The organism is Methylobacterium crusticola (assembly GCF_003574465.1).
GTDB classification, from domain to species: Bacteria; Pseudomonadota; Alphaproteobacteria; order Rhizobiales; family Beijerinckiaceae; genus Methylobacterium; species Methylobacterium crusticola.
This window is the reverse complement of the sequence record NZ_QOWC01000295.1, coordinates 1-7,627: the sequence shown is the minus strand read 5'-3', so window position 1 is coordinate 7,627 and position 7,627 is coordinate 1. Positions and strand designations below refer to the sequence as shown.

7 protein-coding genes are annotated in these 7,627 nt (G+C 76.2%); 2 read left to right on the top strand and 5 right to left on the bottom strand.

The genetic code is table 11. The features are described 5' to 3' along the window. Window positions 1-272 precede the first annotated feature (272 nt). Window positions 273-968 (top strand): LexA family transcriptional regulator, encoded by a 696-nt coding sequence (locus tag DT057_RS33155; RefSeq protein ID WP_128566280.1) that lies wholly within the window; start codon window positions 273-275, stop codon window positions 966-968. Window positions 969-1,096: 128 nt separating this feature from the next. Here the strand turns inward: DT057_RS33155 and DT057_RS33150 are convergent, their stop codons facing one another. The 3 genes from DT057_RS33150 to DT057_RS33140 all read right to left on the bottom strand — a co-directional run bounded on the left by DT057_RS33150 (window position 1,097) and on the right by DT057_RS33140 (window position 3,566). Further along, entirely contained in the window at window positions 1,097-1,489 is a 393-nt protein-coding gene (locus DT057_RS33150; RefSeq protein WP_128566279.1) for a hypothetical protein, read from the bottom strand. A 242-nt stretch (window positions 1,490-1,731) separates the two neighbouring features. Next, window positions 1,732-2,670, bottom strand: a complete 939-nt coding sequence (locus DT057_RS33145) for an aldo/keto reductase (RefSeq protein WP_128566278.1) — start codon at window positions 2,668-2,670, stop codon at window positions 1,732-1,734. After that, window positions 2,667-3,566 carry a helix-turn-helix domain-containing protein gene (locus DT057_RS33140; RefSeq protein WP_128566277.1) on the bottom strand — a complete coding sequence of 300 codons (900 nt, stop codon included), beginning with the start codon at window positions 3,564-3,566 and terminating at the stop codon, window positions 2,667-2,669. Before DT057_RS33140 ends, DT057_RS33145 begins: the two co-directional genes overlap by 4 nt. Before the next feature lie 173 nt (window positions 3,567-3,739). Between DT057_RS33140 and pobA the strand changes: the two genes are divergently transcribed. Continuing rightward, window positions 3,740-4,915 carry a 4-hydroxybenzoate 3-monooxygenase gene (gene pobA / locus DT057_RS33135; protein WP_128566276.1) on the top strand — a complete coding sequence of 392 codons (1,176 nt, stop codon included), beginning with the start codon at window positions 3,740-3,742 and terminating at the stop codon, window positions 4,913-4,915. A 43-nt stretch (window positions 4,916-4,958) separates the two neighbouring features. On the opposite strand, the gene DT057_RS33130 is transcribed toward pobA, so the two are convergent. Beyond that, on the bottom strand, window positions 4,959-5,999 hold the full coding sequence (locus DT057_RS33130; protein ID WP_128566275.1) for a YcjF family protein: 1,041 nt from the start codon (window positions 5,997-5,999) through the stop codon (window positions 4,959-4,961). Between the two features lie 8 nt (window positions 6,000-6,007). After that, complete coding sequence (locus tag DT057_RS33125; RefSeq protein WP_203236451.1) at window positions 6,008-7,444, bottom strand: YcjX family GTP-binding protein; 1,437 nt, start codon at window positions 7,442-7,444, stop codon at window positions 6,008-6,010. Window positions 7,445-7,627 lie beyond the last annotated feature (183 nt).

Genomic DNA, 7,627 nt, shown 5'->3' with positions numbered 1-7,627 from the left:
GGGCGGCGCTCCGGAGCCGCGGCGGCCAGCGGGGCCGCGGCGGCCGTCGGGGCCGCGGCGGCCTGCGGGGCCGCGGCGCGCGGCAGGAGGATGGGGCGACATCGGCAACTCCCACGACAGGGCCGGGACCGGTCTCCCCTTGCGGCAGTGGTCGGGATGATCTCGCGACGCATCCCGCTGCCGCAAGGATCGCTTGCTGAGACGGTTGCTACATGATGTAATGAACGCGATCAATACCTCAAGTGGCAGGACGTGTCGTTCAAGTGATCCGCATGGACGAGAACCGGATCCGGGCCGAGCAGGGCGAGCGCCTGCGGCAGGCGCGCATCGCCGCGGGCTACCGCTCGGCGCGGGACGCGGCCCTGCGCAACGCCTGGCCGGAGAGCACCTACCGGGCCCACGAGGCCGGGACGCGCACGATCGGGCAGGACGATGCCGAGCGCTACGCCGCGCGCTTCCGCCGGGACGGGGTGGGGGTCAGCGCCAAGGGCATCCTGTTCGGGGACGACGAGGCGCCGGATGCGGCGGACGAGGGTCAGGTCGTGGCCGTGAAGGGGGTGATCAGCGCCGGCGGCCTGATCGAGACCGGGGACGAGCAGGTCGGGCCCGGCGGCGACCTGTTCCGGATCGCGGTGCCGTTCCGGGTCCCGCACGGCACCATCGCGTTCCGGGTCGCGGGCGTGTCGATGTACCCGAAGTATGAGCCCGACGACATCGTGCTGTGCGCGGAGGCGGGCGAGAGCCCGGAGCGGCTGCTGGACCTCTACGCCGCCGTGGCGACTCCCGACGGGCACCGCTACCTCAAGAAGCTCCTGCGCGGCTCGCGGCGGGGCGCCTACCACCTCGCGAGTCACAACGCCCCGCTGATGCCGGACCGGCGCCTGATCTGGGCCTCCGGGATCATCAGCACCGTGCACGCCCAGCACTGGAGCCGGTCGGGCGCCCGGGCCGGGGCGGGCGGCCCGTGAGGCCGCCGGGGCCGCGGCCCCGGGGGACCCGCCGCAGGTCGCGGCGATCCCGGCCGGTCCGTCGCGGGTCCCGGTCCCGTCGTCCCGGAGGATCGCGCCGCGCGGCCGTGGGGAGGAGCGTCCCCGGCTCAATCCGCCTGCGCGACCCGGGTCGAGCGGCGCTGGGCCGTCCAGCGGCCGGTGCAGAGCGAGGAGACCGTCCAGGTGCCGGAGCCGGAATTCGCCTGGAGCCGGCCCTGCGCCGCGCCGCTCGCGCTCCCGCGACGCACGTTCAGGCCGACGCTGCCGTCCTGCCCGATCCGGCCGCTGACGGTGGCGCCGCCCTCGCCCGTCGCGGCCAGCCGCACGTCGCCGTCCCGGATGGCCAGGGCGACGGTGTAGCGGCTGTCGCACAGGCCCGACTCGGTCACGAGCTGCACCGACCAGGTGCCGTTGTAGCTGCGGTCTTCCGCGGCGCCCGGCTGCACCGCGGCGACGAATCCGGCGCTCAGGCTGAGTGCTGCGACGACCGACTTGAGCATGGAATCCCCTCTTTGAAGTGTGGGCGACGTCCGTCCGCAGCGCGGAGCCGGCCCGCGGAGGCCCGGTCTGGACGTGAATCGATGTGGATCGGGGCTTGGACCACGAAGACGGGGCAGCAATAAGGCGAGACGTTCCGCTCGACCCCCGAGGACAATTCCGGCCTCACCGACGGCGGAGCTTGAGCTTTGCAGTATCAGACGCCCGGGACCGGCAGCTTAAGCTTGCGCCGGGCGGGCGATCTTCATGCCGGCAGGTCCGCGGCCATGCGCCGGCGCAGGGCCTCGTCCGGCAGGGGGCCGGTGCCGGCGCGCAGGTTCTCGGCCATGTGGCGGGCCTGCGCGGTGCCCGGGATCGCGCAGGTGACGGCCGGGTGGCCGAGCACGTATTTCAGCAGGATCCCGGCCCACGAGTCGCAGCCGAGGCCGGCGGCGTAGTCCGGCAGCGGCCTGGCGTGCAGGCGCCGGAGCAGGCCGCCCCCGCCGAAGGGCCGGTTGACCAGCACCGCCACGCCCTTCTCGGCCGCGAGCGGCAGCAGCCGGCGCTCCGCCGCCCGGTCGTCGAGGGCGTAGTTGATCTGGAGGAAGTCCAGCGGCTCGGCCCGCAGCACCGCCTCCACCTCGCCGTAGGCGCTCTCGGTGTAGTGCGAGACGCCGAGGTAGCGGATGCGGCCGCGCGCCTTCCAGTCGCGCAGGACCGGCAGGTGCGTGCGCCAGTCGAGGAGGTTGTGGATCTGCATCAGGTCGACGCGCTCCGTGCGCAGCAGCGCGAGGGAGTGCCGCATCTGGGCGATCCCGGCCTCCCGGCCCCGGGTCCAGACCTTGGTGGCGACGAACGCGCGCCCGCGCGCGCCGTCGGCCGCCAGGAGGTCCCCGGTCACGGCCTCGGAGCGGCCGTACATCGGCGAGGAATCGATCACCCGGCCGCCGCCGTCGAGGAGCGCGGCCACCACCTCCCGCAGGGGGGCCCGCTCGGACGGCGCGGCGCCGACGTCGAACCCGCGCCAGGTGCCGAGGCCGATCACCGGCAGGGTCTCGCCGCTCGCCGGGATCGGCCGCTGCTGGAGGCCCGCCCCCGGCGCCGCGGCGGCGGGCCCGCCCAGGGCCGCGGACGCCAGCACCCCGTGCAGGAAGCCCTGGCGCGTGACCCCGCCCCGGCCGCCCGAACCCTCGATCCTGGTCATGGTGCCTCTCCCCGGTCCGCGCCGCGCCTGTCGCGAAACGCCCGCGGGCACTCCCCGGTGCCCTTGGTGAAGAAGCGCGAGAAGTAGGCGGGGTCGGCGAAGCCGAGGCTGTAGGCGGCCTCCGCGATGCTGAGGTCCGAGTAGAGCAGCGTGCGCTTGGCCTCCAGGAGCCGGCGCTCGCGGATCATCCGGGCCGGGCTCGTCCCCGCCGCCGTCCGGCAGGCGGCGCGCAGCCGCGCCTCGGTGACGCCGAGGTCGCGGGCGTAGGCGGCGAGGGGGCGGTCGCGGCGGTGATGCGTCTCCACCGCCTCGCGGAAGCGCGCCGCCAGCAGGGCCTGCGGTCCGGGCGGCGGCGCGGGGCCCCGCGCCGCCTCCAGCCGGCGCAGGGCCGCGACCAGGAGGAGCATCAGGTGGGCCTCGATCGCCCCGCGCCGGCCGGGCAGCCCCCAGGCGAGCTCCCGGGCGAGTTCGGCCACCGCCTCCGCGACGGGGCCGGGCTCGGGCAGGGGCAGCGCCGCCGGGGCGCGGAACAGGGCGGCGAGATCCGGCTCCCGCCGGCACAGGTCGCGCAGGTAGCGGTCCGAGAGGGTCAGGACGACGCCGACGGTCGCGTCAGCGAAGCGGAAGCCGTGGGCGGTCCCGGCCGGGACCGCGAGCAGGCAGGGGCCCGCGAACGGGAGCGCCTCGGCCTCGGCCCGCATCGCGCCGCCGCCCTCGGCGACGTGCAGGACCTGATGCAGGTCGGAATGGACGTGGGGCCGGATGGTCCAGCGGTTCGGCCGGCTGCGATCGTCCAAGGCCTCGAGGTGCAGGAAGCGCTCGTCGGCGTCCCGGGGCGCCTCGCCGTAGAGGAAGAAGTGCGGCACGGCAGGGAGTTGGGACGAATCGGGCGCCATCGCCGGGCCTGTCTCCGCGGGCGGGGATACGAGCGAGGAATCCAACTTATTCCACGCCCTGTCCATCGCCATCGCGGCCCCGGGCGTCCAGGCTCCCCGCATGTGAGCCGCCGCGCGAGGAGCCCCTGGGGGCAGCCTCTCGCCGGGACGGCGCCCCAGGGAGGATGCAATCCATGCGCACGAAGGTCGCGATCATCGGGGCCGGCCCGGCCGGCCTGTTCCTCGCCCACCTGCTGGCCCGGGCCGGCATCGACGCGGTGGTGCTGGAGCGGCGCACCCGCGACTACGTCGAGGGCCGGGTGCGGGCGGGCGTGCTGGAGCAGGGCACCGTCGCGCTCATGGCCGAGCTCGGCCTCGACGCCCGCCTGCGCGCCGAGGGCCTCGTCCACACGGGCACCAACCTCGCCTACGACGGCGAGGTCTTCCGGGTCGACATGGCGGCGCTGACCGGCGGCTCCGCCGTCACGGTCTACGGCCAGCAGGAGGTGATGCGCGACCTCTTCGACGCCGCCGAGCCGCGGGGCGTGCGCATCGTGTTCGAGGCCGAGGACGTGCGCCCGGAGGATTTCGGCGGCTCGAGCCCGAGCGTGAGCTACGTGGCGGGCGGGGTCGCGCAGCGCCTCTCCTGCGACTTCATCGCGGCCTGCGACGGCTTCCACGGCGTCGGCCGCGCGGCGATGCCGGCGGACGTGCTGAAGGTGTACGAGCGGGTCTACCCGTTCGGCTGGCTCGGCATCCTGGCGGACGTTCCGCCCGTGAACCACGAGCTGATCTACGCCAACCACGAGCGCGGCTTCGCCCTCGCCAGCATGCGCTCCGAGTCCCGCAGCCGCTACTACGTGCAGGTCGGGCTCGACGAGCGGATCGACGACTGGCCCGACGACCGGTTCTGGGACGAGATCGCGACCCGCCTCGGCCCCGAGGCCGCGGCCGGGCTGGTGCGGGGGCCCTCGTTCGAGAAGAGCATCGCGCCCCTGCGCAGCTTCGTGGCCGAGCCGATGCGCGTCGGCCGCCTGTTCCTCGCCGGCGACGCCGCCCACATCGTGCCGCCGACCGGCGCCAAGGGCATGAACCTCGCGGTCTCCGACGTCGCCATGCTGGCCGACGCCCTGCGGCGCCACTACGGCGACCGGGACGATTCCGGGCTCGACGGCTACTCGGCGCGGGCCCTCGCCCGGGTCTGGAAGGCCGAGCGCTTCAGCTGGTGGTTCACCGGCCTCACCCACCGCTTCCCCGACATGGACCCCTTCGCCCGCCGGATGCAGGTGGCGGAGCTCGCCTACATCCGGGGCTCGCAGGCCGCCCAGACGGTGATCGCCGAGAACTACGTCGGGCTGCCGCTGACCTGAGGGGGTCCTCCGCGGGCCGGCGCGGCCCGCCGGGCCGACGCGCTCAGCCCTCCGCCTCCCCGCCCCGCAGGAGCTCGCCCGCGACGTCCCCCAGGCGCGGGACCGGCTCGCGGGTGAACGGCAGGGGCCGGCAGACCGCGAGGGCCGCGAGGCCGAAGCGGGCGGTCATCAGGCCGTTGAGCACGCCCTCCCCGAGCTTCGCCGAGATGCGCGCCGCGACGCCGAGGCCCAGCACCTGCTGCACGAGGCTGTCGCCGACCGCGACCCCGCCCGTCACCGCGAGGTGCGCCAGGGCGGCCCGGGCGAGCCGCAGGAAGCCGAAGAAGCCCGGGCGCCCGCCGTAGGTGGCGGCGATCCGGCGCAGCAGGCGCGCGGCGGCGAAGAGCACGAAGGCGACGTCGACGATCGCCCGCGGGCTGAGGGCGGTGACGGCCGAGACCTGCTTGGCGGCGTCCGCGATGGCGCCCTTGGCGGCGCGGTCGAGAGGCGCCAGGAGCTCGGTCTCGGCGATGCCGATCCGGTCCTCGACGTCGAGGATCTGGTCGCCGAGGGCGTCGAGGCGCCCCCGCGCCGCCGCGACGCCCGGCCGCGCCGCGTAGAGGCCCGAGAGGTCGCGCACCACCGCCTTGGCGGCGCTGTGGTCGCGGGACGCGAGGGCCTCGAGGGCGGCGGCCCGGATGGTCTCGATGCGCCGCTCGCGCAGCACCCCCGCGACCTCGCGCCAGACGATCGCCGCGAGGGCCACGCCCGCGAGCGCGAGGAGCGCCAGCGCCACGGCGCCGAGCCAGGGCGCGGCGGCGAAGAGGGCCGCGACCAGGCGCTCGATCCCGAGCCCGACCGCCAGCGAGGCGAGGCCGCCGAGCGCCGAGAGGAGCAGCGTCGACCAGGGCGCGCGGCGGCGCGGGGCCACCGGCACCGGCACGCCGTCGGCGGCCTCGACGATCTCGAAGGGCTCGTCCACCACGCGCACGCCGGCGGGCAGCGCGGTCTCGGCGCCGGGCGCGGCGGGGTCCGCCGCGGCGTCGCCCGCCGCGGCGCCGGCCGGCGGCAGGCGGAAGGCCCGGGGTTGGGGGCTCTGGGTCATGGGAAACCTCAGGCGAGGCGGTCGCCGATCAGGAATTGCAGGGCGCGGTCGAGGCGGATCTGCGGCAGGCGGCCCGGGCGCCCGAGGGCGTCCCGCGACACCGGGGGCGGCCGGAAGCGCGGGAAGCGCAGCGAGCCCGGCGGCACCGCCCCCTCCAGCACCGCCTCGGGCCGCTCCGGCAGCTCGCCCGGGAAGATCGCCGCCTCGGTCCGGCCGTCGAAGACCTCGCCGGCGATCGCCTCGCCGGCCTCCGGGGTGCCGGCGACCGCCCGCAGGGTGTCGGCGCCCTCGTGCACCAGGGTCTCGCGGGTCGCCCGCACGGAGGCCAGCGCCACGGTGCCGACCCGGGCGCCCGCGGCCTCGGTCCGGCGCATGGAGCGGGCGACGAGGAGGCGCAGGAGCGCGTCGAGGCGGTCGTGGCTGGCGTGGTGGAGGTGGTCGGCCTTGGTGGCGGCGAACAGGATCTTGTCGGCCCGCGGGGCGAACAGGCGCGACAGCACGGAGTTGCGCCCGACCCGCAGGCTCATCAGCACCCGGTCGAGCGCCTCCTCGAGCTCGGCGAGCGCCGCGGCGCCCGCGTCGACCGCCGCCAGCACGTCGACGAGGACGATCTGGCGGTCGATGCGCTGGAAGTGCTCGCGGAAGAACGGGACCACGATCCGGGCCTTGTAGGCCTCGAAGCGGCGCTCCATCAGGCCGCCGAGGCTGTCGGGCGCGGGCTCTCCGGCGAGCGCCAGCGGCGCGAAGGTGAGGGCCGGCGATCCCGCGAGGTCGCCCGGCATCAGGAAGCGCCCGGGCGGCGTGGTGGCGACCGCCTCGGGGCCGGCCCGCACGGCCGCCAGGTAGGTCTTGAAGCCGTCGCTCGCCCGCTCGGCCACCACCTCGTCGAGGGCCTGCGCCGGGTCGAGCCGGCGCAGGGCGTCGAGCCAGGGCGCCGCCATGGCGGCACGCCCGGGCCGCTGCGCCCCCGCGATCGTCTCCCGCGACCAGCCCTCGTAGGTCTGCTCGATCAGCGCGAGGTCGAGGAGCCACTCGCCCGGATAGTCGACGATGTCGACCATCAGGCTCGCCGGGCCGCTGCGCCAGCCCGCCTTGCGCTCGTAGTCGACGGCGAGGCGGAGCTGGCTGATGCGGTCGGTCGAGCGCGGCCAGCGGCGCTCCGCCGTGAGGGCCTCGAAATGCTCCTCGAAGGGAAAGCGCGGCACGTCGTCGTCGGGCTGCGGCACGAGGCGGGCCCGGCGCAGGCGGCCCTCCTGCGAGGCGCGCAGCGCCGGGAGCGGGTGGAGGCCGGTGAGCTGGTGGATGAGCCCCGTGGTGAACACGGTCTTGCCCGAGCGGGCGAGCCCGGTCACCCCGAGGCGCACGGTCGGCTGGACCAGGAGGTCGCTCGAGGCCTCCGCCAGGGACTTGGCGACGGAGCCGGCACGCGCGGCGAGGCTGGTCAGGGTCGTCACGCGCTACGCTCTCGCTCGGGTCACGCCCCCGGAGGTGGCGCACGGGGCGGGCCTGCGCAAGGGCTTGCGCAAGCGCCTGCGCAAGACCGCCCGCGAGGGCCCCGTCCCGGCCCGGCCGCCGGCGCGGGGGAGCCCCGGCGCCGGGCAGCGCCCGCCGGGGAACGCCGAGGCGCC